The following is a 23563-nucleotide window of genomic DNA, read 5'->3' on the forward strand; positions in this document are numbered from 1 at the left end:
GGAAAGGGCTACTTAAAGAGTTTCTGGGCGAATCCGTGCAGGTCGTGGCGCCAGACGGGCCAGGCGTGACCGCCGGCGTACTCGCTGTATTCGTATTCGACGCCGAGGTCGTCGAATTTCTGCATCATCACCTGGTTGTTCTTCCAGGCGATGTCCTCCTGGCCGCCCTGCGACAACCAGAAGACGTCGAGGTTCTCGTTGATCGCGTCGGCGTGTTCTTCCATGAAGGCGTATTCCGGCCCCGAGAGCTCGGTGTTGTCGGCCCACCAGCCGGAGCTGAAGACCCCGAGGGCGCTGAACAGGTCGGTGTTGCGCAGACCGGCGTGCAGCGTCTGCAGACCGCCCATGGACAGGCCGGCCAGCGCGCGGCTGTCGGCCTCGCCCTTCACGCGGTAAGTTTCCTCCACGAAGGGGATGACGGCGTTCTTCAGCTCGGCGGCGAAGGTCTCCATACTGCGGGTACCGAAGCCACCCGGACCGCCCGGACCGGTCACGTTGCCGTCCATCATTACGATCACCATCGGCTCGGCGTCGCCGGCGGCGATGAGGTTGTCGAGAATGAGGTCGGTCTTACCCTGGGTGGCCCAGCCGCGGTGATCCTCGCCACCCCCGTGGAGGAGGTAGAGGGCGGGGTATTCCGCGTCGCTATCGTCGTAGCCGGGCGGGGTGTAGACGTACATTTCGCGCCACCGGTTCAGGACGCCCGACCAGTACTTTTTAATGCGGATCTCGCCGTGGGGGACGTCCTTCAGGGCGTAGTAGTCGTCGTCGGGAAAGGGGATCTCGATGCCGCTGGCCATCCGCCCCATGCCGTAGAAGGTTTCGCTGGCGGGGTCCGCCACCGCCTTGCCGTCGATGAGCAGGGAGTAGTAGTGGAAGCCGCGGGTAATGGGCTCGGTGGTCACCGTCCAAAAGCCCTCCGCGTCTTTTTCCATGTCGTACTTCTGGCCGAGGTCCACCTGCACCGTTTCCGCTTCGGGCGCCTCGACCCGGAACATCACCCGGTTGTCGGGCAGGATCTGGGGGTAGCGGGCCCCGCGTACGTTCGTCTCGGCGGGGGTGCCGAGCAGGCTGTACTGGTCCAGGGTCGACTCGTCCACCGGCTTCCACAGGAAGCGGGAAAACATATACAGGCCGTTCTTCCACACCTTGAAGTCGTGGCCCCCCGGCTCGATGTAGTACACGTGGGGCACCTCGTTGCGGTAGAGGTAGTCGTGCAGCCGCTTGCTGAAGGTGATCAAGCCGTCGGTGTCGCCGCAGGAGATCCAGAGCAGGTTGAGCTGCTCGTCGGTTTTTTCCGGTTCCGGGACCAGTTCTTCCGGCGTCTTCGTGTTCGGGGCCGAGGAAAAGCCGCCGACGTACGAGAAGACATCGAGATTCTGCAGACCGAAGTTCAGCGACTGTCCGCCGCCCATAGACAGGCCGGCGATGGCCCGGTGCTCGCGGTCGGCGATGACGGGGTACTTCTTCTCTACGTAGGGGATGAGGCTACCCAGCAGGTCCTCCTCGAAGTCGGCGAAGGCCTGCACCTTGTCCGGCGCGAAGACGTTGCCCACCGCCCGGTCGTCTTCCATGGCGCGCCCGTTCGGCATGATGACGATCATCGGCTCCACCGCGCCCTCGGCGTAGAGGTTGTCCAGGATCACCTCGGGGTGACCGCCGTTGTACCACTCCATTTTATCGCCGCCGATGCCGTGCAGCAGGTACAGTACGGGGTACTCCTTTTTCTTGTCGTAACCCGGCGGGGTGTAAATGAGGGCCTGCCGCTTGGTGCCGACCGACTCCGATTTATAGGTAAAGGAGTCGACCACGCCGTGGGGGATGTCGGTGCGGGGCACGTCGAAGCCCGCCGGGGCCTCCATGACCAGGTCCTGGGCGAAAGCGCCCGTAACCGTCAGGAGAAGAAGGGAAAGTAGGAGCGAAAAGCGTTGCATACGGTTTCGTTTAAGCTTGCGGGGGGAGGTTATTCAAAGAGGAGGCTCGCGAACTGCCGCAGGGAGCGGCGCCAGGTCTGCCATTCGTGGCCGGTACCGGGCGATTCGTAGTAGACGTGGTCGATACCGGCGTCCTCCAGCATGCCGTGGAAGGCGTTCACCCCCTGGTACATGCGCTCGGGCTCGTCGGTGCCGATGCTGACGTACATGACCTTGACACGGTCGTTGAAGGCGTCCGCGTCGGCCCATACGCCGTCGTACATCTCGGTGAGGTTGCCGTCGCGCACGAAGGCCGCTCCGCTGAAGCCGCCGACGTAGGCGAATTTGTCGAGGTTGGTCATCGTGGTCTGGAAGGTCTGGAAGCCGCCCATCGACAGGCCGGCCATGGCGCGGTGCTCGCGGTCCGGGATGGTACGGAAGGTGGAATCCACCATCGGAATGATCTCCTCCACCAGTACTTCGGAGAAGACGTTGCCGCCCATGAAGCCGGCGTTCGGGTCCACTTCCCGGTCGGGGTCGGTGGCGTAGCCGCGGTCCATGACCACGATCATCGGTTCGGCCTCGCCACTTGCGATGAGGTTGTCCAGGATCAGGTCGGCCTTGCCCTGGTTCGGCCAGCCGGTCTCGTCCTCGCCGCCGCCGTGCTGCAGGTAGAGGACGGGGTAGCGGGTGTCCGTGTTATTGTCGTAACCCGGCGGCGTGTACACGTAGGCGCGGCGCCAGGCCTGGGTGATGTCGCTGTGGTAGTTTACCGAGCGGATCTGCCCGTGGGGCACGTGGTGCGGCTGGTAGTAGTCCATGTCCGTATCCGGAATGTCGATGCCGCTGGCCATGCGGCCCATGCCGTAGAAGGTCTGGCTGTTGGGGTCCATGAGCGGGATGCCGTCGGCGATCAACGAGTAGTAGTGGAAGCCTTCCACCACCGGCTCGGTGGTCACCGTCCAGTAGCCGCCGGTGTCCTGCTGCATATCGTACTTCTTCATCAGGTCGATCTGCAGGCTTTCGGCCTCGGGGGCGTGGATGCGGAACTTCACGCGCTTATCGGGCAGGATGCGGGGGTATTCCCGGCCGGGGATATTGGTGGAGGCGGGTACGCCTGCCTCTTCCGTCTGGGCGCCAAGAGTGGCGGATGCGAAGGTGACGAGGGTGAGTAGGAGGATAAAAATTCTGTGTTGCATAGTGATCGAGTTGTAGGTTAGCGGGCCGGCTGAAAGATTTGCCGCAGGGTGGTGGCCAGGTATTTTTTGCAGTTCATCCAGGTGTGGCCGCCGTCGGTGATGTGGGTTTCGAGCTCGATGCCCTCCGCCCGGAAATCCGCGATGTTCTGGAGGACGGATTCGTAGAGGAAGTCGTCGGTGCCCACGCTCAGGGTGAACAGCCTGAGGTTCTCGTTGATGGCTGCCGCGTCCGGTTCCCAGTCGCCGAAGTTCCGTTGGAACTCTTCGGTCCGCGTCCACGGCGCGTAGGAGCAGACGTAGGCGAATTTGTCGGTGTTCATGAGGCCGATGTTCAGGGTCTGCCCGCCGCCGACGGAGAAGCCCGCCACGGCCCGGTGTTCGGCGTCCCCTACGACGGGGAAATTCGCTTCGATGTAGGGAATGATGTCGTCGATCACGTCGCGGGTGAAGTCCGCCATCGGCGCCGGGCGCACGTTCCCGTAGGGCATCACGATCAGCATGGGCTCGGCCTGGCCGGCCGCGATGAGGTTGTCGGCGATGAAGTTCGCCCGCCCCACCTGGTACCAGGTTTCCTCGGTATCCGACCCGCCGTGGATGAGGTAGAGGACGGGGTAGCGTTGGTTACCGTTCATCTCGAAGCCGGGTGGCGTGTACACCAGCATCCGTCGCGTGGTGTCGAGCGTGGCGGATGGGTAGTATTCGTAGCGGACCTGCCCGTGCGGTACGTCCTGTAAGCTATGCACCTGCGCCCCGTCGCCCCGTACTTCCACGATGCTGCGTTTGAAGCGTTCGTTGGCGAATACGTGGGTGTTGTTCGGGTCCGCGAGCTGCACGCCGTCCTGCTCGAAGAAGTAGGGGTATATGTCGGGCTCGATGTCGGCTACGGTGGCCGTCCAGACCCCGTCGGCATCTCGGTCCATTATTTGAGGCGCGGCGAGGAACTCCCCGTGCAGCAGCACCGTGTCGGCATCCGGGGCGTAGTAGCGGAAGGTGTAGCTGCCATCGGCGTTCTCGTCGGGGGAACTCAGCCGCGGGGGGCGCTGGGCCGCCAGGCACCCCGAGAGGAGCAGGGTCAGCAGGATGGTCAGCGGACGGATCATTGGAACAGGAGTTGGGCGGTACGGGCGAGGTAGTCCTTGGTGTTCATCCAGGTGTGGCCGCCGCCGGAGATGTACTTGCGGTAGTCTACGCCATGTTCGTCCAGGTAGGCCATGAACTCCCGGACGTCCTCGTACAGGAAGTCTTCGTCGCCCACGCTCAGCCACAAAAGCTTCAACGAGTCGTTGGTCTGCGCGGCCTTCCCGGCGATGTCCGGAAAGCGCGATTCCATCAAATCGGTGTCCAGGTAGGCGCTGTAACTGCACACCCAGGCAAAGGTGTCCATATGCGAAAAGGCGGTTTGCAGGGTCTGTCCGCCGCCCCGCGAAAAGCCGCCGATGGCGCGGGATGTCCGGTCGGGACGGGTGCGGTAAGTAGCGTCGACGTAGGGGATCACGTTCTCCGTCAGGTCCTCGCCGAACTGGTCGATGCGCGCCACGGCCGCCTCCGTTTCCCGCGGCGGGTCGTCTGGTTTAGGCTCACCCCGCTGTTCGGCCACCGTGGCGGCGGGGTTGCCGTAGGGCATGACCACGATCATGGGCTCGGCGCGGCCTTCAGCGATCAGGTTGTCGAGGATGAGGTTGCTGCGCCCCGCTTTATACCAGGTCTCTTCGGTATCGGTGGTGCCGCTGATGAGGTAGTAGACCGGATAGCGGCGGTCCGGTTCCTCGTCGTAGCCCGGGGGCGTGTACACCAGCAGGCGGCCGGTGCTGCCCGCCACGGAGGGGTAGTAGGCGTAGGTGACCGTACCGTGGGGTACGTCGCGCAGATCGTGGATGAGGGAGGTGTCGGCGGGCACGTCCACCAGGCTGCCCCGGAAGCGCTCGTTGGGGAAGTAGTGCGGGTTGGCCGGGTCCTGCACCAGCACGCCGTCGACTTTGAAGGCGTAGGGGTAGATGTCCGGTTCGATCGGTCCGTAGGTGACCCGCCAGATGCCGTTACTGTCTTGCTCCATGGGCAGGTCGCGGGCGCCGAACTGCCCTCCGTCCAGCAGGACGGATTCCGCGTCGGGGGCGAGGTATTCGAGGGTAATCGTTCCGTCGGCGTGGACCTGCGGCGAGCGCGCCTGCGGGCCCCGCGGCGGCTGGGCGAAGGCATCGGCGGTCGCCGTGAGCAAAGCCGCGACCAGTAGGTTGCGAGGGGAAAGGAATCGATTGCGTAACACTCCCATTTTTAGCGTGCGGTTTCGTACGTATCGGTGATGCGGAACCAGTCGAAATCAGCGTAGCCTCCCGGTTCCTCGGTAGCGAAGGTGAAGAGCGCGAAGCGGTAGCCCATGAAGTGGGGCAGCGTATAGGGCATCTTCAGCGGTTCGCCGATGGCCGTCCACTCCTTGCCGTTCAGACTGTAGTAGAACTGGGCCTCGTCCTTGCGGTCGCGGAAGTCGCAGCTGGCACGGAAGTAGACCTTCTTGCCGGTGAAGGGCACGCCCTCCGTTTCCTCGGTGCCGTTTTCGGTGGCGCGCACCATGACGATCCGCTGCTCGCCGGCGTCCTGTTTGACGGCCACGTAGCCGTAGTTTTTCTGCAGCAGGCCTAACCCGGCCACGTCGCCGTCGTGGAGGTGGGAGACGTCCACCACGATGGAGCCGGTGCTCGTGGGACCCAGGGTGCGCTGGGTCAGGGTGTTCCGCGTCCGTACGAAGGTGGAGTCGGTTCGGCCGGTGCGCAGGCGCAGGTAGCCCTTGCGGTCCGTGACCGACCATAGGTCATTGACGGGATTGTGGTTCCACTGCCAGACGAGCCCCAGGTCCGGATCGTTCTTTTTTCGCTTGAACTCGTCGGAGGCCGCGATACCGGGGATCAGGCTGCGGTTGGCCGGGAGGTCCAGGGTGTCGGGCACCACGCCGTCGGTACCGAGCACCGGCCAGCCGTCTTCCCAGGTCACGGGTGTCAGGTAGGGGATGCGGCCCACGCCGCCGTTGTCGCGGAAGAGGTAGGCGTACCAGTCGCCCTCGGGGGTGTCGATGAGGCCGCCCTGGGCGATGCCGCGGTCCTGGAGGGCCACGCGTCCCTCCCAGGGTCCGGTGATTTGGTCAGCGCGGTGGATCACCACCGTCCGCATCCCGCCGCGCGGCCAGGTGATGTCGAAGAGGTAGTACTTCCCCTCGTGCTTGAAAAGCTGGGAGCCCTCCGCGCCGAGCATGATGTTGCCGCCGGCCGGGGCGCTGGCGTTCTCGAGGAGCACCGTGTCGAGGCCGCCGGATAAAGGCCCGCTGAGGTCCGGCCGCATCTCCTTCATGTACAGGGTACCCTGGCCCCAGATCATATAGGCGCGGCCGTCGTCGTCGAAGTACATCGTCAGGTCATGGTGGGAGGGGGTGAAGGTGGTTTCCTTCCAGGGACCGTTCTCGATATCCGGGGTGGAGTAGACATGCGTAAGCCCCGAGGTGGCCGAGAAAGTAGCCACGTAGTAGGTGCCGTCGTGGTACACCAGGCTACTGGCCCAGGAGCCGCGTCCGTAGGTGTTCTCGCCGTTCTCCAGGTTCATGGCGTCGTTGCTCACCAGGGTGTCGTAGGCGTAGCTGACGAGTTCCCAGTTGCTCAGGTCGGTCGACTTCATGATCGGCACCCCCGGGCTCATGTGCATCGTAGTGCTGCTCATGTAGTAGGTATCGCCCACCCGGATCATGGACATGTCGGGCACGTCGGCGTAGATCAGGGGATTGGTAGCGCGGTTGGGCTGCGCGGTCAGGCAGGCGGACAGGAGTAGCGGTGCCAGGAGGCCCAGGAGGTGTTGTTGCATAATCGATACCGGTTCCGCGCCGGCCGGGGCCTATCCGGGTGTACATACCTGCGTCCCTCCGATCGAACCCGGAAACCGGGCGGGGGGCACGCACGGTCGGCGCTCTTAATTGTCAATCTGACAAAAATACAAATTCGCGTACGAATGCAGTCGGGTGATTCCGTACGTGATTGGCATGATACCAAAAATGCGTCTTGATTCCTTACCGTCGGCCGCAAGATGCTCCGCTTTTCGACAATTCGGCATAATCGGTATACGGTTCGGAGCAGGGGACAGGGCGCCGGGCGGCATTTCCTTGCTCCTGCGCGCCGGCGCAACACTGCGCGTAGCCGGGTAGGAGCCCTACTTCTGCCGTTCCAAAAAGGTGACCAACGACGCCAGCTCCTCCATGGACAGCCCGTTCACCAGCCCCGTCGGCATCATCGACTGGTCGAGTTCCTCCCGGCTCTTGATTTGCTCCTTTTTCAGTTCGGTCGCGTTGCCCCCGATGTCGCGGAGGGTCAGCGCGTCGGCGGACTCGGCCGTCACGAAACCCACGTAGGCGTTATCGGCCGTCTCGACCAGGTAGGTAGAAAAGCCCTGGGAGATGGAAGCATTCGGCTTGATGATGGATTCCGTGATTTGGTCGCGGGTCATGATCGAGCCGATCTGCCCCATGAAGGGGCCCTTCTGCACCTCCCCCTTGTCGATGGCGTGACAGGCCACGCAGCCCTGCTCGGTGAAGAGTTCCTCGCCGCGAGCGGGGTTGCCCTCCAGTTCGGCCATGGCCAGGATGACGTCCTCGATCGACGCTTTGCCGACCTCGCCCTCCTTGCTGGTGATGGCGTCGAGATCCACGTTGCTTTCCTCGGCGAGCTGGGCCTCCTCCACGGTGCCGAGTTCGGGCAGTTCCAGGCGGTTGCGCTCGTTGAGGCGGGCGAAGAAGGCGCCGCGATCGCCGGCCTCCGCCTCCCGTAGCAGAAATTCCTCGATGCGCTCCGATCCTTCCCAGTCGACGGCCTTGTAGTAGGGGCCGTGGGTGTCCGGGCGGGTGCTCCACCACCAGTCGCCCTCGTAGGGCGCCTCCTCGTGGTACAGCCGGGCCAGGGTGGTGAGGATGCCCTCCTTAATCTCGGCGTTGTCGGTGGCATCATACGCCGCGATCAGGCCCTCGACGGCCTCCGTGTCGTGCATGTAGCGGAGCGCCCAGAGGGCTAAGTCGGGGTTCGATTCGATGGCGCTGACCGTCGCTTCCACGGCGCCGATCTTGTTCAGGGACTGCACCGCCAGGTGGGGCAGAATGATGTCCGCGTTCGGGGTAGCGTGGGGCCCTTCCTCGTCGAGCCCGGGGGCTTCGACGGATGCGGGAACTTCTACCGCCAGCAAGGTCTCGGCGGCTTCCGCGCGTCCGAGCCGGCCCAGTCCGACGATGGCGGCGGCCCGTACCCGCGGGTTCGGATCGGTTACGGCCGTCAGGAAGGGCTCCAGGGGTACGCTTTCCAGACAGGTCTTACGGTCGGCCAGCGCGCGCAGGGCGAATTCTCGCATCCGGGCTTCCTCGGTCAGGGTGACCAGATTGTCGACACCCTCGCCGCAGGTGATTTGGGCATAGGTGTACACCCCGGCTACGCGGGCCTCCAGCGGCAGCCTTTCGTCGCCGGCTACTTCCCAGGCAACGGTGGCGGCTGCTTCGGGCGCCGCGCGCAGGAGCCGTTGCTGCGCATGAAAACGGGTCACGGAATTCCGTGCCTGCAGCATTTCCCCCAGTTCCTCCGTAGTTGCGCTTTCCAGGTCGGGAAAGGCCTCGTAGGACCAGTCTTCCGGTACCACCTTCACCACGAAGCCCTTGGAGTCGCTACCGCGGTAGCCGGCCCCGTCCCAGGCGGAGAGAAACATGCGGCCGGAGCCGTCGAGGTCGATGTCGGTGATCTGGGGCAGTTCGATGAATTCCTCCTCCTGCTGTACGAAGCCGGGGCCGTCGCGTTCGACGCGGTGGAGGTAGAGTTGGTTGCGGCCCCAGTCGGCCATCATCGGTACGTGGTTGTAGCGGGCCGGCCAGCGGTCGTCGTCCATGAAGTAGCTGCCCACGCCCGAGCCGCCGCCTACGTCGACCAGGGCGGGGAGGATCTCGTCGGTAAAGTGCTTGAAGAGGGTCGGGTAGCCGTACTCGCCGCTCTGGACGTGGTGCAGGAAGCGGATGTTCCAGCCACCGCCGTCGTTGGTGTTGCCGCGGGTGTAGACGTTCATGAAGGGATCGATGGCCACGTCGTAGATGTTGCGGGTGCCGTGGGTGTAGACCTCCATTTCGGTACCGTCGGGGCGTACCCGTACGATGCCGCCGCCGAGCATGGTCAGCTTCGTCCCGTCGCGGTCGGTGGCGTCGTGGAAGCCGAAGTCGCCCACCGCCACGTAGATCCAGCCGTCAATGCCCATCCGGATGCCGTTGGTGGAGTGGTCGGTACCGCGGTCCTGCAGCGGGGCGGGGGAGCTGATGTTCTCGATCAGGGGCTGGGAGGGGCCGTCGGCCACGCCGTCGCCGTCGCCGTCTTCAAAGACCACGAGGTCCATCGTACTCGCTACCTCGGCGCCTTCCTCGAAGCGGGTGTGGAGGACGTACACCTTGTCGCCCACCGGCATGATGCCCCGGGGGTTATCGACCGCGGCGAAGGTGTTGTGGGATTCGTAGGTGCCGTCATTGTCCGCGTCCACCAGCCGCACGATGCTGCCCTTGCCGGGGTCTTTTCCAAGCGAGCCCATCATGTCGACGCCGACGAATACTTCTCCCGTAGGCAGTACGGCCAGGCAGGCGGGGCTGGGCACGATCTCGGGGCCGGCGATGGTGTCCAGCACCAGGTTTACGCTGGCGGTGGAGACGGAATCGAAGGAGCCGTAGTAGGCGTCCAGCTCGGCGAGGTCGGCCACGGAGCTGGCTCCATCGTCGGAACAAGCGGTGAAACCGGCGAGCAAGGACAGTCCGAAAAAGAGGTGGCAATACGTTTTTTGCATGGGGTCGGGGGACGTGACCCGCCAAGATACTGCGGACCGGTAGCCGAACCATCCGGTAGTGTCGGGGTAGAACCGGTAGGAAAGGAAGGAGGTCGAAAGGAAGTGATTTCTGCCAGCCTCCCGCCAGCGAGATCGCTCCGGGTCAAACCCTTACGTCCCTCTCCCGTTGTGCAAGCATGTCCCAACCTATCCGACTGCGCGTAAACGGCCAAACCCACCAGGCGGAACTGGAGCCGGAAATGCCCCTGCTCTACTTCCTCCGTAACGACCTGGCCCTCAACGGACCGAAGTACGGTTGCGGGGTCCGGCAGTGCGGGGCGTGCATGGTCCTGCTGGACGGAAAAGCGCAGCCGTCCTGTGTCATTCCCGTCGACCAGGCCCAGCAGCACGACATTGAAACCCTGGAGTCTTTCGGTACGCCGGACGACCCGCATCCGCTCCAACGGGCCTTCGTGGAGGAACAGGCGGCCCAGTGTGGCTACTGCCTGAACGGCGCGATCGTGTGCGCCCAAGCCCTCTTAGCCGTAAACCCCGCTCCCTCCGATACCGAAATCCGGGAAGCCCTGGAGCGGGTGCTCTGCCGCTGCGGTACGCATAGCCGTATCGTCCGGGCCGTAGCGCGGGCGGCCCGTACCCAAAATGCCGATTAGCCCGAATACCATGCCCACCCCGACCCGCGATACTTCTCCTTCCGCTCCCGATCGGCGGGATTTCCTGCGCCAGTCGGGCTACCTGGCCATCGGTTTCAGCCTGCTTGGTCTGGAGAGCTGTTCGGGTGAGGCGGGCGCCACCGGTTCCGACGGTACACCGAAACAGGCCACCGCCTGTCCGCCGGATACCGACCGAATAGATGCCTGGCTCCGGGTACACGAGGATACTACGGTGACGGTGCTGACCGGCAAGATTGCCATCGGGCAGGGCATCCTCGTCGCCCTGCGGCAAATCGCCGCCGAGGAACTGGATCTGCCACTCGATAAGGTGAAGATCATTATGGCCGATACCGGCCACACTCCCAACGAACGCTACACCGCCGGCAGCGCCTCCATCGAGGGCAGCGGTACGGCCATCCGGAGGGCGGCGGCCACGGCCAGACAGCAACTGCTCGAACGCGCGGCCGACGAACTCGGTGCCGCGGTAGTAGACCTGACCGTCACCGATGGGGTGATCGGCGCCACGGCACGCGGCGAACGCACCTACGGCGAACTGGTAGCCGGTAAGCAACTCACTGCCCAGGTCTTCCGCGATGCCCCGCGGAAAGATCCCTATGACTACCGGATCGTCGGGCAACCGGAGCCCCGCCCGGAGATCCTGGGTATGGTCACCGGCCGGCCGGTCGACGACCGGGACGGTTACGTGCAGGACATGCGTCCGCCCGGAATGGTGCACGCGCGGGTGGTCCGACCGCCCGTATACCGGGCCACCCTCCAATCTTTTCCGGCCGACGGGGTGGAAGCCCTCCCGGGCGTCCGGCAGATTGTACGCGACGGCAATTTCCTGGCGGTGGTGGCTACGGACGAATACGCCGCCATCCGGGCCTGGCAGATGTTGCGACGCCAAAGTAACTGGGAGGTCGATCAATCCCTCCCCGACCCGGCCAACCTCTTCAACGACATGCCCGGCCGGGTCACGAACAGCGAAGTGGTCACCTCCGCGCCGAATGCGCACAGCGACTGGGAAAGCGCCACCGCCCGGCTGGAAGCGCTTTACACCCGGCCCTATCAGATGCACGGCTCCATTGGGCCGTCGTGCGCGCTGGCCGAATACCGGGACGGGCAACTGACCGTCTGGACCCACTCCCAGGGGGTTTATCCGTTGCGGGATTCCCTGGCGGCCATGCTCGATCTATCCGCGGACAATATCCGGGTGATTGGCGTACGCGGCTCGGGATGCTATGGCCACAACGGAGCGGACGACGTGGCCGCCGATGCCGCCCGCCTGGCCCTCGCGGAGCCCGATCGGCCGGTGCGGGTGCAGTGGATGCGAGAAGACGAGCACGGTTGGGAACCCTACGGCTCGGCCATGCGGCTCCAACTGCGGGCTGCCCTGGACGGCGACAACCGTATCGTATCTTGGGTGACCAACCTTTGGACCGACGTGCACAGCCACCGTCCCGGCGGCGACGCGGCGGAATTACTCACCGCGCAATACCTCGAGGGTGGCCCCGAAGCCCCCACCGAAGGCTACCTCGGCGGTGGCTACCGCAACAGCCAACCGTTGTACCGGATCCCAAACCTGCACATCGAAGCCCACCGCATCGAGGGGCCGCTGCGGGTTTCCGCCCTCCGCAGTTTGGGGGCCTACGGCAACATTTTCGCGATCGAGTCCTTCCTGGACGAACTGGCCGACCGGGCGGGGGAGGACCCGGTCGCCTTCCGGCTCAAGCACTTGGATGACGAGCGTGCCCGGGCGGTGATCGAGGAGGTCCGTCAGCAGGTTGAATGGCCGGTGTACGATGCGGAAGACGGCCGGGGCTGGGGCTTTGCCTTCGCCCGCTACAAAAATGAGGCCGCCTACTTCGCGGTGGCGGCCGAAGTCGCCTACGATGCGGAAACTGAATCTTTGCGTGTCCTACGGCTAGTCGGCGCCATCGATGCCGGTCAGACGATCAACCCCGACGGCCTCCGGAACCAGACCGAGGGCGGCATGATCCAGTCAGCCAGCTGGACCACCCTGGAGGAAGTGAAATGGAATACGAACGGCATCGTCAGCCTGGACTGGGAAACCTACCCCATCCTGCGCTTCCCGGAGGTGCCGGAGGTGTCCGTCTCTATCCTTGACCGGCCGGGTGCGCCCCCGCTGGGGGCCGGTGAGGCCGCGCAGGGGCCGACCGCCGCCGCGATCGCCAATGCGGTCTTTCGTGCCACCGGGACCCGGGTGCGGGACCTGCCGATCACGGCGGCGAAGGTGGTGGGGTAGGGGTATGTGGGAGGCCCTCCCCGGGGGCGGCTCATTCCATCCCCGGCTCCCCGCCCTCCAAAATCCGCCACCGGAAATACCCATCCAGTACCCGCAGCGACTCCGCACTCGGCACCGGCCCGGTATGCGGCTCCTCCGTCAGGTACAGCACCTCCGGGTCCGAAGCGGCGTACGGCGGCCAGCGCGGCACCCCCGCCCCGTTGGGGTCGCCGGATTTAGCGAAGTTCGTCCAGTAGGTGACCATGGCTTCGGAGACGGCGCGATCCGCCGCGGTGGCATCCGGCTTGTCAGTGCCGAGGGTCCCGAAGGCGTAGATCACCTCCTGCCCGTGGGGGGAGCCGTGGCCGTACCGTGGCGAGTCTTCCGGGTAGTCCGGATGCTGATCGAAGTAGTAGAGGTATACGTCACCTTCCCCGGTTTCCGACTGCAGCTCGGCCCACGCCCAGGTGTGCCAGCCGAAGGCGGCGTCGCGGTTGAGGTCCCGGGCGGTCTTGGGGATAGTGTTCTCCGCCACCGGATAGGCGGCGAGCAGGCGATCGGCAAACTTGCCGTAGCGTTGCCGCACGTTCGTCCGGAATTCTTCCGGGCTGCTTTCCCGGGTAAAGCTCAGTCCTTCGTCGGAGTTGTAGCCGATCAGGACCGGGACGTCGTTGTAGTCGCCTTTCTGATACAGTTTGTACTGGTTGTCCGGAATGACGTGGCCGTCCACGATGGGCCAGGCGCTCCCCAATCCCATCCCGAGGGGAAGGCTGTCGGGGGGCAGGGCCCGCAGCTCCGCCAGCGAGGCCGCACCCGTCGAGGCGGCGTAGCGTTCGCCGTCCGCCTCGGCCTGGGCCAGCGTTTTCATGTTCTCGCCGGGATAGGTGGTGGCGCGGGTAGGACCGAAGGAGCCGCCGCTCTGGGAAATCGCGCCGTGGAAAAGCCCCTTCGCCAGCGGGGAGGCGCAGAGCATACTGACGCTGATGCCCCCGGCCGATTCTCCGAAGATGGTCACCCGGTCGGGGTCGCCGCCGAAGGCCGCGATGTTGTCCTGGATCCACTGCAGGCCCGCGATCTGGTCCAGCAGGCCGTAGTTGCCCGATACGCCGTCGGGGTTCTCCGCACTCAGCGCCGGATGGGCCAGGAAGCCCAACTGGCCCACGCGGTAGGCGACGCTCACCACCACGACGTCCTTCCGGGCCAGGTTACTGCCATCGGTACCCGATCCGGAGGTGGAGCCGAAGCTGAAACCGCCGCCGTAGATCCACACCAGCACGGGGAGTTTCACCGCGGGGTTCAGGTTTGGGGTCCAGACGTTGAGGTAGAGGCAATCCTCGCTCTTTCCCGAACCCGGATTGCCCGGCTGGTAGGGGGAAGCGGCGAATTCGGTGGCTTCCAGAGTGCCCTCCCACGACAGTGCCGGCCGGGGGGCTTTCCACCGCAGGTCGCCTATCGGCGGCGCCGCGAAGGGGATGCCCTTGAAGACGGCCAGGTCGCCCTCCCTGGTGCCCCGCAGCATACCCTGTTCGACGCGCACCCGGGGGGTGTCGGATTGTGCGTTGGCCGAGTGGCTGAAAGTGAACGTAACGAACAAGGGAAGGAGCAAATATTGGATACGGATCGACATGGCTATTTGGTAAAGTGTTTGGATTTGACGGTCCAGTCGGGGTATTCGTCCAGGTCGCCCCCCAGGAAGGTCGCCGAAGTGTCGCTACCCTTAAGCTGCCAGTCCAGCCAGTCGAGGGCCATGCGGGCGAAGGATCCGCCGTTGGGCTCGGCGAAGGTGCCGCCGTGGCCGGCGGTCGCGTGGTTGGCGAAGGCTACGGGTACGTGGTCGATGCGGTCGTAGTCAATCAGGGCATTCTGGTAGGCCACGTCGGTCTCGCCACCCAGGACGTACAAAATCGGGCCGTGCAGCGCGGTTAGCGAGGCGTTGCTGGCCCCGGCCATCGTCATATCTCCCATTCCGGAATTGAACATCAGGTAAGTGGTTGCCCGCGGTTCGCCGGAAATGCGCATCACCTGCGCTCCGCCGCAAGACATGCCCGCTACGGCAACCTTATCCAGGTCTACCTGCTGGAAGTAGTCGCTGCGTTCCGTTTCGGCCCGTTCCGCGATCCAGTCCAGGCCCCGCAGCAATTCGTCGTCCGGCGTATGCTCGTGGGTACGGTCTTCCACCTTCATTTGCAATTCCCCGATGGCCACGATGACGTAGCCGTGGGAGGCTACCTCGGAGAGCAAGCGCTCGTGGTGAATGGAGCTGTTCATGCACCCGCCGTTGGCCCAGATGACGACCGGCAGTTTGCCTTCCGCTTCCACGGCCTGGTCCAGGTCCTGGGGCCGGTAAACCACGAAATCGGGCAGGGTTTCTTCCGTGACCGCCACGGCGGCGTAGGGGCCGCTGCCCCCTTCGTCGACAAGTTTATTGGCTACGATCTGGGCCTCCCCGGTACTCCAGAAGAGGAGAAGGAGGGCGGTAAACACGATGCGATGCATGACCGGAATACTGATGAAAGAATGGGTACGCAATCTAGCGAAATCTCTTGTCCGAATGACCTGGCCGCGGACCATCCCCCCGCTCCGCTCGACGGAACGTCCGAATCAATCGATGCGGCCGTTCTTCCAGATCCGCTCCACGCTTCGGAGGTGGTCGATTTCCTCGAGGGGGTTGCCGGACAGGACCAGGAAAGTAGCCGGGCCGCCCTCCTTTAGCTCGCCGACCGGCAGGCCGAAGGCTTCCGCGGCATTGCCGGTGGCGGCCCGCAGAATGGTTTCATTCGGTAGCCCCGCCATGCGGTACAGCTCCAGTTCAAGGAAGTAGTCGTCCCCGAAGTTCATCTGCCCTTCCTGGGCGTCGGTGCCGGCTACGATGGGAATCCCGTTGTCGTAATAGCCGCGAATGATCTCCGCCCGCTGGTCCGCGTCCAGCAGGTTTTCGGTGACCCATTCGGCCACGAAGGGTGGGGCACCGTCCAGCGGTTTCAGGGCGATGCCGCCGGTGGTGACGACAAAGGCCCCGCTTTCCCGCAGGGTGGCGTAGTAATTTTCCGGGACGGGGTAGTTATCCCGGAAGTCCGGCATATGGACAAAGCCATCCGGACGGTAGGGCGCGATCTCCATCATTTCCTCCACGGAGGTAGCGTGTACGACGGCTTTGTAACCGCGGGCGTGGGCGGCCTCGATGATCTCCCCGATTTGCGGGTACGACAGCGAGGGCCCGGGGGGATCGCCCATCCACCCCCGTTCGGTGTGGATGATCTTGATGTAATCCGCCCCCGCCGTAATTCGATGGTCGATCCAGGTACCTACGGAAACGGAGTCGTTGATCGTCTCCATATCCGGACTGAAGGGCGTAGGATGGCCGCCCGGTACCGTAGCCGCGTGTCCCGATCCGTAGAGCACCGAACTGCCCGCCGCATCCCGGGAATTGCGTTTCCAATCCGCTTCCCTTTCTTCCATCCCGGTGTGCATATTGAGCAGGTACAGGATCCCCAGCTGGTAGCCTTCCCGTAGCTGCTCGGGGCGCGACACGTGGACGTGGGCGTTCACCAGGCCGGGCATAACGAATTTACCCGCCGCGTCGACGATGGAGTCGCCCGTCAATACTGTTTCTGAAATGACCGCGATGGTATCGGCGTTGATGCCGATGCTCACCGTCCCGCGATCTTCGTGACCGTCGAAGAGATGCACGTTTTGCAGCACGAGCTCGTAGCGGGGCGGGTCCGTGCAGCCCCAGAACAACAACAGGCAGAGGGATAACGCGGCGCAGGGGCCCGGGTACCAGGGAAGACGCATGTGTAAACGAGTGTAGGTAAGCAAACCGAGAAGGCTCTCTAAAATACGTATTCCCTGCCACAACCACCCACAGATCAGGCATCGCTTAACGCGGAAGGCACCGCCGTGTGGTTGGCCCGTTCGTGTCGTACCCATAGGAGCCAACGCGCGGACCTTTTGCGCCGGGGCGCAGGAGAAAAACACGACAACCCGCTTTAACATTCGGGAACCCGACGAACGCCAGCCACCATATCCTCACGTTGCGGCGGCAGCGATCCTCGAAACTTTCCCAAGCCGACTCATTGGCAGACCAGCTGGCGCCGGGCGGACGACTGATGATTTACCGGCTCAACCACTCCGCCGGCACCGGAATGACGCAGATACTCATTCGCCGGCCGTCATCGGACCGCATGGCGGACTGAATCTCGATCTTCGTACCGTCCGGGCTGAAAGTAGGGTGGGGGTGATCCGCCGCGGTGGTCAAGTGGCCCGTGGAGAGGAGCATCATCTCGCGCGTAGCCCGGTCGATGAGGTAGAGGCTGCGGGAAAAATCGTCGCCCACGGCGAAGCGGCCGTCCGGCGAGCCGTGGACGTGCCAGAGGCCGCTGCCCTCCTCCGTCTGCCCGGCGATGCGCATTTCCCCGGTGCTGATGGTCAGGATGCCCAGGCCGCTCGGCTTGGCGCGGGTACCGCTGGGGCCCCATTCCGTCTCCTGTCCCGGCCCGTCTGCCGCACCACCGCCGATTTCCCGGTGGCCCATGATGGCGAAGGCGACCTCGTCGGGGCCAATCACCGCTTCGTGGGTGACCCATTCGTAGTCGGCTTCGGGGTAGAGGGGCGCCAGGCCCGAGCCGTCGGCGTTGACGATCCAGGTGCGCTGGGGGGACTTGCCGCCCGTTTCCCAGGAGAAGACGATCTGGCCGGGTACCCAGGGGTTGGTCTGGACGTGTCCGACCTGGAAGGGCACCGAAACCACGTGGCTCAGTTCCCCGGAAGCGATGTCCAGCTGCCCGATGCCACCGGGTCCCGCGCCCATGCCCCGGGGGCCGAAGTCTTCCTCGAGCACGGTTCCCTCCGGCAGGTACCCCGCGGCGTGTTCGCTACCGGTACGGAAGTAGATCACCTTCTCGTCGGCGTCGAGGGCCATGTCGCTGTGGGCCCCCCAGGATTCGGGGATGACGCCGATCACCCGCTGGTAGGTCTCGGCATCCTGGAGATCGCCGGCTTCGCTGTCGGTGAAGAGGCGGTCGAGATCCACGGCCACCACTTCCATGGTGCCGTCCGTATTCTCCTGCGCTCCGGCGCGCATCACATAGAGCTGCATGGACTGGCGCGCGACCGTCAGCATGCCGGCGTAGCCGCCTTCGGTTACCTGGACCATGTTGCCCGTTTGCTCGTTAACGGCCATCGCTTCGCCCGCAACGCGGTCGGAGCGGAAGATTAGCCATTTCCCGTCGGAGGTCCACTGGTTATGGGTGGGGTAGATCTTGGAATCGCCGCCCCCGTTGCCGGTGAGGAAGATGAGCTCGTGGCCGGTGACCGGGTCTTTGACGACCTCCCGCTCGGAGGGGAAGCGCTGGCCGATCTGGGCGGTGGCTTGCGCGGTACCCAGGAGGAGGATAAAGAGGAGTAGGTGTTTTGGATCGACCATTTTTAGCGGATAGGTAGTCAGGGAATAAGTATAGCGGGCAGGGCCGGTCGCCTTAATGCTCCTCGAAGATGGGCGCGTCGCCGGGGATCTCGTGGTCGTAGAACTGGACGGCGCTGTCGTTCATGCGGGCGAAGGAATTCTCGAGCAGGGTGATCATCTCCGCGCCGGCCAGCAGGACGGGGCCGTAGCCGTGGGCCGCGTACACGTTCACCGGGCGGTAGTAGTAAAAGGCCGGGTCGAAGCCCATGCCGGTACCGACGCAGGTGCCTTCCACCTGGCCGCGGTCGTTGACCTTGGTGGCCAGGGCGTTCCAGGCCAGGGTGACCACCGGACCGTAAGAGCGGGCATCGACGTAGCCTTTATTGATGGAGCGGGCGATGGCGTAGGTGAAGATGGCCGTGGCGGAGGTTTCGAGGTAGGAGTCGTTGCGGTCGAGGAGCTGGTGCCAGAGGCCTTCGGAAGACTGGTAGGACGCCAGGCCCCGGATGTGCTGGCGGAGGTAGACGAGGACGTCCTCCCGGCCGGCGTGGTCTTCGGGGAGTACGTCCAGGAGTTCGACCATGGTCATGATGGCCCAGCCGTTGGCGCGGCCCCAGTGGTACTGCGGGTGGGCGGGCGTGCCTTCGATGTAGGCGTGCAGGTAGAGGCCCTTTTCTTCGTTGAACATCCGCTCCGAGAACTGCAGCACCTGCTTGACGGCGTCGTCGAAGTAGGCGGTATTGCCGGTGTATTCGCCCCCCTGCGCGAGGGCGGGTACGCTCATGAAGAGATCGTCGAGCCAGAGCGAGTTCGTCATGGGGCGGTTACGGGCCAGGGTGCCGTCGGGGAGGCGGAGCTGGTCGTTGCTGATGTAGTCGAGGAAGTTTTCGATCATGGGATCCAGGTCGCCCGGGAAGCCGGCGCGCTTGGCCTTGATCATGGCCGCGCAGATGGCCCCGGCGTCGTCCAGCGCGTGCGGGTGCAGGACGGAGGCCATCGGGTGCCGGAAGTCGGGCGTGCTTTGCTCCAGCTTCGTCACGACGGGGTGGAGTTCGGCGAGCAGCGCCATGCGGTCGGTGACGTAGTCGGCGTACTTTTCCTCGCCGGTACTGGCCGCGGCGGAGAGCATGCCTGCGTAGGTCACGCCCCACTCGTAGCTTACCAGGCGGAAGTCGGCCTGCTGGAAAGCAATGTTCCGCGACCCGTCCAGCTCCGCCGGATTCGTGATGATCTTACCGCTTTCGGTATCGACCACCGCGGCGGGGGAAGCTTCCTCCAGGTAGGTGTAGACGCGATCCAGCACGGTGCCGATCTCCCCGACGGTGGGAATACCGTAGGGGATTCGGTAGTCGGGCCGGGAGAGGTGGAGGGGGGTGTTGGCGTCGGTCTGCTGGGCCCGGGCGGGCGGGGTGCAGGCCAGGAAGGCCAGTAGGAACAGGGTTAGCTGGTTGCGCATGATCGGGACGATAAAGGGTCGGAACGGTATTTCGGACCAATATATGGCTCCGGGGGCAGGGGGGTATCCGGGTGTGTCGGCCCGCTAAACCCGCTACGGAGCCGGTTTGCCGCCATTGGTTACCGATCGGTAAGGGAGGGATACTTCCGTATGACTTCAAGCGCGTCGTCGAACGTCCGTTCCCCCGGTTGTCCCTCGTAGTACTGGTTCCAGAAAAGGTAGTTCACGTACATGGAGTCCCGGGCGTAAAGAAAAATTTCTTCCATGCTCAGGTAGCCTTCCGGATGTACGGGGGCGTCGATCCCCCCGCGGGTATCCTGCTTATGGTGCTTGTAGGAGTCGTCCTGGGCCGAGCCGAACAGCAGCAGCGCATCTTTATACTCCCCGTAAATTTTATACGTGTTCCGGAGCCAGGTGCGGTGGGGGAGAATATCCGGACCGCCCATTGCGATCCGTGACCCGGAGATGGAATCGGCGATCTGCCGCAGGTGGCCGTCGTTCCGGTGCAGCCCGTTCTGGTACCAGAAGACGCGGCTTTGCGGTACGGACTGCTGCAGCCCCCGCAGGATTTCCAGTAGCGCGTCCCGGTATTTGTCCGGGGTATAATCGTATTTCAGGAAGTCTTCCTCGCTCATATCCAGCGACGTTTCCTGGATAGCGACCCCCTCGAAATTGGGGTGGGTACCAAAGCGTTCGCCGATGGCTTTTCCGAGCGCCAGGAATCGCGCCACGTACTCCGGGTGCCACCGCACGGGGTCGAAGCTACCCGCCGCGCTCTGTACTTCCAGCGCTTGCAGGTAAGCCGGCATGGCGCCTTTGATCCAAAACGCTTTATCGATCAGGTAGACAACCAGCTGCTTGCCGTTGCGCGAACAGTATTCCAAGTCCGCTGCGATCGCAGACAGGTCGTACGCGTCCTTTTCCGGTTCGAGTATCCGCCATAAATACCGCTTGTTGACGCCCCGCAGGGCCGGTTCGGATAAGCCGCTAATATCAGCCAGAGGGAACCCCGGCGCTACCGCCACGTAATGACCGGGATTATACTTCACGGCGGGACGCGGTTCGCTTTGGGCCGTCTGCCCCCAGACGATGGGTGAAAGGAACGGCAGTACCGTAATAAAAAGGAGCCGTTGGCAAAGCAAATTCATCCGAAGTAAGGAGAGCTTTTAGTGAATAAAAGGTAGGGAGAATCCGCCGGTTTATTTGGCTAGTGGTCCTCGACCACTGGTGAGTTGCCCTACTGTTGATTTAATCACGGCTGCTTTGCGTACCAACGACTCCGGCAGACCTGCTCCATGCTTTCGAAGCGTAGTGGGGACAACTTTTCGGAATACGTTGTAACACCTTAAATTCCGGGGGTATTAGGGGATACCCGATCATTCCGTGCTAGTCACTCACCAATCAATTTCCCGTGAAAACCGCCCCAGACCGTACCACGACGCGAGAAGCACGATTCGGCGGTGTCCTGCTCGCCCTGGGTGCCTTGGTCATCATGGTGTGCATCCTGCAGGAAGTGGGGGCGGGGTGGGCGTCCCTTACCGCGGATTTAGTGCGGAACAATTTCGAAGCGGGCACCTTCCTGTCGGAACATTGGGGGCGGATGCAATCCATCTGGGGTTCGGCGCTGTTCGGGAACGTTTGTCTCCTGGTTGCCGCCTTACTGCTATTCAAACTACGCCCACGCAGCCGCCGCCTCCCCGAAAGCCTGATATGGGCGGTCTACTTTCTCGGAAACCTATGCATGGTATTGTCCTTTTCCGTCAGTCTGGGTAGCTACCCCGGCGCCTTCTCCGTGCTCGGGGAGCAGCCCTACCTTTTCGAGGCCGTCCGGGGTATTGCCGTGTATCTGTTCCAGCTGGGGATGGTGTGCAGCTTAAGTGTCTTCGTGGTGTATTTTCAGGAGGCATTTCGTACGCGGGGCGTCGTTTCCCGCCGCCAGGCACTGATCGTGTTAGGTCTGCTGGTAGCCACGCTGGGATTGCTTATTGGGGGGTGGCTATCCTTTACGGTGTTTGCCCTGGTCTGTCATTTGGTGCCGATTTTATTGGGAGTGGGATATTTCCGGCACGAGGACAGCCTGCTATAAATCGGGAAACCCGGCGGCGTCCGCCCGGATAATGGCTTCCCCGGATACGATGCGGTCCGGAAACCGCCTGCGTGGCGGACAGCAGGGCGAATAGTAACGGTAGGGGGCGCTTGGGGGAAGGGCTTCTGTAGGAATATACGGTTGCCCGGGACGGCTACCCCAACGCGCCCTCGATATCCCCGCGCAGATTCATTCGTTCAAAGGACAGGCCCCGGGCCGGTACCGCGGCAGTGAAGGGAAAGAAAACAACAGGAGGAAACAGCGCCCGATCGGGTACGTATTGCGGCGGAGCGCAGGAGAACGGCTTTTTGCGAGCCGATCCAGCTACTGCCGAAGGTCGATCGAGGTTCATCTCCCCGTGCTGCATCGTACGCTTAGCGGTTTTCATCCAGGCGTAAAAACCGGGCCGCGTTGTTATAGAATATGTCCGCCTTTTGCTCGGCCGTCAGGATGTCGGCTTCGTTAACGATCGCGATAGATGCTTCGATCAGTTCGGGCCAGAGAAAAGCGTCCGAACCGAACATGATCCGCTTCCCGAAGCCCGCCGCTACTAATTTTTTCAGGTGGTATTCGTAGAAGTATTCCCGGGGGTAGCACCACTGAATTCCCCCGAGGTCGACGTACAGCTGGGGATAGTGGTACAGCATGGTGATCAATTCGTCGATGAAGGGCTCGCCGTAGTGCATGACGGAAATCCGGAGCTTTGGAAACCGCTTCAGTACGTCCTCCAGCAACATGGGATTGGAATGGCTCGGGGAGTAATCCAGGTCGAATAGATAGTTGACGCCGGGCGATCCGCTGCCCAGGTGAATCGCCACGGCCACGTCCAGTTCCTCGGCCAAGGCGTAGTAGGGATACATCCGCGGGTCGTTGGGGGCTATGCCGGCGTACTGGTTGGCAATTTCCCCGATGAGCTGGATGTCGTGTTCGCGCAACAGGGTTTTCATGCTGTCGGGACTCAGGCTGTCGCGCCCAAGCCGAAACGACAGGCTCGGGATGATCCGGTCGCTAAAGCGGGACATCCACGTTTCGTGGGTTTCGGGGAAGCCGCTGGCCACCGCGGTGACGTTGTGCTTCGCGAACTGCGATCCAAAGCGGGTGAGGTACGCCTCGTAGGACTCGGGAGACCAGATCGGGTCGTCGCAGGCGGGGGAGGCCATCGCCCCGAACCAGGCTTCCGCGAAATCCTCGCGGGGATCGTGGTAGGGAATGATGGTGGAAAGCGGAAGGCAGATCCCGGCGCGTCCGGGGGGCAGGTCGCCCGGGGCATCCGCATGGACGTGCATGTCGATAATGGGGCCCCGGTACGGACTCGTTGCGTCGGCTGCGGCCGCTGCCTCCCGTGTGGCCGAACAGCCGACCAGCAGGGAACCCAATAGTACGGTCAGTATGACTTTCATCAACTACTCGGTGAGATTAGAAAAGACTTAATGTCGCAAAAGGAAGATCGGTATTTCCGTATTGGGTAGCCCCGATTTCCCTTCCGTATGGTGCAAGGGGTGCCGCTCACCGGTACCGCCAGATGAGGGCAAACACGGCGTTGCCCAGAAAGAGGAACTGGCTCCCAACGGCCATGGAAAAGAGGATGAATAGGAAGTCATGCAGGGCGGTCCAGTTAGGAAAGCCGAAACCGGGGTCTGAAGGACCGGGCAGGAAAGCGACCACATAGCCACGGTTGACGCTACACGCTGTGTTCGGCGATTAATCATTTCCTGCTGAGTTTTTATTTTGTCCTAACTTCATCAAATATACGCATTACATATTTACCTAAATTACCGTAGC

General features: G+C 63.4%; 17 protein-coding genes. 3 read left to right on the plus strand and 14 right to left on the minus strand.

Annotation, left to right across the window (positions count from 1 at the left end; all coding sequences use genetic code 11):
• Nucleotides 1-8: 8 nt before the first annotated feature.
• From CLV84_RS07090 to CLV84_RS07115, 6 genes are all read right to left on the minus strand, one after another.
• Complete coding sequence (locus CLV84_RS07090; RefSeq protein WP_104419019.1) at nt 9-1934, minus strand: alpha/beta hydrolase-fold protein; 1926 nt, start codon at nt 1932-1934, stop codon at nt 9-11.
• 29 nt (nt 1935-1963) lie between these two features.
• Entirely contained in the window at nt 1964-3112 is a 1149-nt protein-coding gene (locus tag CLV84_RS07095; protein ID WP_104419020.1) for an alpha/beta hydrolase, read from the minus strand.
• A gap of 17 nt (nt 3113-3129) precedes the next feature.
• Nucleotides 3130-4212 (minus strand): alpha/beta hydrolase, encoded by a 1083-nt coding sequence (locus tag CLV84_RS07100; RefSeq protein ID WP_104419021.1) that lies wholly within the window; start codon nt 4210-4212, stop codon nt 3130-3132.
• Nucleotides 4209-5381 carry an alpha/beta hydrolase gene (locus tag CLV84_RS07105; RefSeq protein WP_104419022.1) on the minus strand — a complete coding sequence of 391 codons (1173 nt, stop codon included), beginning with the start codon at nt 5379-5381 and terminating at the stop codon, nt 4209-4211. The genes CLV84_RS07100 and CLV84_RS07105 overlap by 4 nt, the downstream gene beginning before the upstream one ends.
• A 2-nt stretch (nt 5382-5383) precedes the next feature.
• A complete protein-coding gene (locus tag CLV84_RS07110; protein ID WP_104419023.1) occupies nt 5384-6955 on the minus strand; it encodes a glycoside hydrolase family 43 protein in 1572 nt (523 codons plus the stop codon).
• 342 nt (nt 6956-7297) lie between these two features.
• On the minus strand, nt 7298-9940 hold the full coding sequence (locus tag CLV84_RS07115; protein WP_104419024.1) for a DUF7133 domain-containing protein: 2643 nt from the start codon (nt 9938-9940) through the stop codon (nt 7298-7300).
• Nucleotides 9941-10116: 176 nt separating this feature from the next.
• On the opposite strand from CLV84_RS07115, the gene CLV84_RS07120 reads away from it, so the two are divergent.
• Together CLV84_RS07120 and CLV84_RS07125 are read left to right on the plus strand one after the other, a co-directional pair.
• Complete coding sequence (locus tag CLV84_RS07120; RefSeq protein ID WP_104419025.1) at nt 10117-10590, plus strand: (2Fe-2S)-binding protein; 474 nt, start codon at nt 10117-10119, stop codon at nt 10588-10590.
• 10 nt (nt 10591-10600) lie between these two features.
• Nucleotides 10601-12856, plus strand: a complete 2256-nt coding sequence (locus CLV84_RS07125; RefSeq protein WP_104419532.1) for a xanthine dehydrogenase family protein molybdopterin-binding subunit — start codon at nt 10601-10603, stop codon at nt 12854-12856.
• 31 nt (nt 12857-12887) lie between these two features.
• Here the strand turns inward: CLV84_RS07125 and CLV84_RS07130 are convergent, their stop codons facing one another.
• The 6 genes from CLV84_RS07130 to CLV84_RS07155 all read right to left on the minus strand — a co-directional run bounded on the left by CLV84_RS07130 (nt 12888) and on the right by CLV84_RS07155 (nt 20843).
• Nucleotides 12888-14462 carry a carboxylesterase/lipase family protein gene (locus tag CLV84_RS07130; protein WP_104419026.1) on the minus strand — a complete coding sequence of 525 codons (1575 nt, stop codon included), beginning with the start codon at nt 14460-14462 and terminating at the stop codon, nt 12888-12890.
• A 2-nt stretch (nt 14463-14464) separates the two neighbouring features.
• The gene (locus tag CLV84_RS07135) at nt 14465-15364 is read right to left on the minus strand and encodes an alpha/beta hydrolase (RefSeq protein WP_211295190.1); all 900 of its coding nucleotides are present in this window, start codon (nt 15362-15364) and stop codon (nt 14465-14467) included.
• A gap of 72 nt (nt 15365-15436) precedes the next feature.
• Nucleotides 15437-16630, minus strand: a complete 1194-nt coding sequence (locus CLV84_RS07140) for an amidohydrolase family protein (RefSeq protein WP_170067603.1) — start codon at nt 16628-16630, stop codon at nt 15437-15439.
• A gap of 319 nt (nt 16631-16949) precedes the next feature.
• Nucleotides 16950-18260, minus strand: coding sequence for a TolB-like translocation protein (locus tag CLV84_RS07145; RefSeq protein WP_104419029.1), 1311 nt, complete (start codon nt 18258-18260; stop codon nt 16950-16952).
• 52 nt (nt 18261-18312) lie between these two features.
• On the minus strand, nt 18313-19695 hold the full coding sequence (locus tag CLV84_RS07150) for a glycoside hydrolase family 88/105 protein (RefSeq protein WP_104419030.1): 1383 nt from the start codon (nt 19693-19695) through the stop codon (nt 18313-18315).
• 119 nt (nt 19696-19814) lie between these two features.
• Nucleotides 19815-20843, minus strand: coding sequence for a hypothetical protein (locus tag CLV84_RS07155; protein ID WP_104419031.1), 1029 nt, complete (start codon nt 20841-20843; stop codon nt 19815-19817).
• A gap of 263 nt (nt 20844-21106) precedes the next feature.
• Between CLV84_RS07155 and CLV84_RS07160 the strand changes: the two genes are divergently transcribed.
• Nucleotides 21107-21781, plus strand: a complete 675-nt coding sequence (locus CLV84_RS07160) for a hypothetical protein (protein WP_104419032.1) — start codon at nt 21107-21109, stop codon at nt 21779-21781.
• Nucleotides 21782-22155: 374 nt separating this feature from the next.
• Here CLV84_RS07160 and CLV84_RS07165 read toward each other — a convergent pair whose 3' ends face one another.
• On the minus strand, nt 22156-23181 hold the full coding sequence (locus tag CLV84_RS07165) for an amidohydrolase family protein (protein WP_104419033.1): 1026 nt from the start codon (nt 23179-23181) through the stop codon (nt 22156-22158).
• A gap of 106 nt (nt 23182-23287) precedes the next feature.
• Nucleotides 23288-23446 carry a hypothetical protein gene (locus CLV84_RS21805; RefSeq protein WP_170067604.1) on the minus strand — a complete coding sequence of 53 codons (159 nt, stop codon included), beginning with the start codon at nt 23444-23446 and terminating at the stop codon, nt 23288-23290.
• Nucleotides 23447-23563 lie beyond the last annotated feature (117 nt).

It is taken from the genome of Neolewinella xylanilytica (genome assembly GCF_002934605.1).
In the GTDB taxonomy this organism is placed as follows: Bacteria; Bacteroidota; Bacteroidia; order Chitinophagales; family Saprospiraceae; genus Neolewinella; species Neolewinella xylanilytica.